Here is a 1,724-nt window from a genome sequence, read left to right as displayed (position 1 = left end):
CCGGGAGGCGGCCTGCGGCCGTCGCGACGGACGGCGGATCAGCCCTCCGCCGACGGGCTCCGACGCGTGGCCGGGGCCGCTGCCTTCCCGGGCGCCGCCTTCTTCGCCGCGGGACTCCTCGCCGGGGCCTTCTTCCTGGCCGGGCCCGCCGCCGTCCGCTTCCCCGGCGACCCCGCCTCGGCGAACTCCGGCAGCCACTCCAGCATCTCCGCCCGGAACGGAGCCTTGGCACCCAGCTGACACAGCACGCCGATCGTGCTCAGCGTCACCCGGTGGATCAACAGGTACGACGGCGGCAGGTTCAACTGCTTGCCCAGGTTGTACGCGGGCGACCGCGGATCGGCGATCCGCGCGGCCTGCGCCCGCATCCACGCCCGGGTGAAGTGGAACGACTCGACCGCCGCCGGTTCGATGATCGGCAGCAGGTAGTCCAGCACCGCGTCCGGATCCAGCTCGATCGAGGGCTTCACGAAACCCTCCTCGCGCAGCATCGCCAGCACGCCCGCCGCGTCCCCGGCCAACGCCATCCGCAACGACGCCCCGATCGGCGCCGGCAGTCCGCCCGGCAACCGGTCCACCGTCCCGAAGTCCAGCACCCCCAGCCGCCAGCCCCTCACCGGGCCGTCGTCCTTCAACAGCCGGAAATTGCCCGGATGCGGGTCCGCGTGCAGCAGCCCCGTCCGCGACGGACCGGCGAACAGGAACCGCGCCAGCAACCGGCCCGCCTGGTCCCGCTCCTCCTGCGAACCCGAGGCGATCACCTCCGCCAGCGGTGTGCCGTCCATCCACTCCGACACCAGCACCTGGTCCGCCTGCGCCACCACACCCGGCACCACGATCTCCGGATCGCCCGCGAACTCCTCCGCGTGACGGCGCTGTGCCTGTGCCTCCAGCTCGTAGTCCAGTTCCTCGGCGACCCGCTCCCGCAGCTCCGTGATCAGCGGCTTGATGTCCAGGCCCGGAATCAGCGGACCCACCAGCCACGCCACCCGGCTCAGCTGAGACAGGTCCGCCAACAGCGCGTCCCCCGCCCCGGGGTACTGCACCTTCACCGCGACCACCCGGCCGTCGTGCCACACCGCCCGGTGCACCTGGCCGATCGACGCGGCCGCCGCGGGCCGGTCGTCGAACTCCAGGAACAGGCTCCGCCAGTCCTCGCCCAGGCGCTGTGCCAGTGCCGCGTGCACCTTCGCGGCAGGCATCGGCGGCGCGGCGTCCTGGAGCTTGGTCAGGGCCGCCCGGTAGGGGCCGGCGACCTCCTCGGGCAGGGCAGCCTCGAAGACGGACAGCACCTGCCCGAACTTCATCGCCCCGCCCTTGAGCTCGCCCAGGACCTTGAACAACTGGTCGGCGGTGGCCTGTTGCAGCTCGGCGGTCACCACCTCGGCCGACCGGCCGCCGATCCGCTTCCCGAGGCCGAGGGTGGCCCGGCCGGCTATCCCCAGCGGCAGGGCGGCGAGTCTTGCCGTGCGGGTCATTGCCTTGCGCGGAAGATCGCTCACCCGGGCCTCCAAGTCGACACGCCCAAGGCCCCCGCGGCGGAGGCCGACCGTCATACGCCATTGTGCCCGCTCGCCGCCGCGGCCCCAGCCGTAATCCGTCGCCCCGCCGCCTCGTCGCAGCGCCCTTCACCCTTCACCCTTCTTCGGGGGCCCCTCCCCCCACCCCCACCCCCACCCCGCCCCTCCTCCTCCGATCCTCGGCGCCTCGGCCATCGCCGAGGC

1 protein-coding gene is annotated in these 1,724 nt (G+C 73.3%); it reads right to left on the bottom strand.

Annotation, left to right across the window (positions count from 1 at the left end; all coding sequences use genetic code 11):
* Positions 1-38: 38 nt before the first annotated feature.
* The gene (locus ACFU74_RS37225) at positions 39-1,502 is read right to left on the bottom strand and encodes an ABC1 kinase family protein (protein WP_380764569.1); all 1,464 of its coding nucleotides are present in this window, start codon (positions 1,500-1,502) and stop codon (positions 39-41) included.
* Positions 1,503-1,724: the final 222 nt, after the last annotated feature.

The organism is Kitasatospora sp. NPDC057500, from assembly GCF_042802195.1.
In the GTDB taxonomy this organism is placed as follows: domain Bacteria; phylum Actinomycetota; class Actinomycetes; order Streptomycetales; family Streptomycetaceae; genus Kitasatospora.
This window is presented reverse-complemented; position numbering and strand designations above follow the sequence as displayed.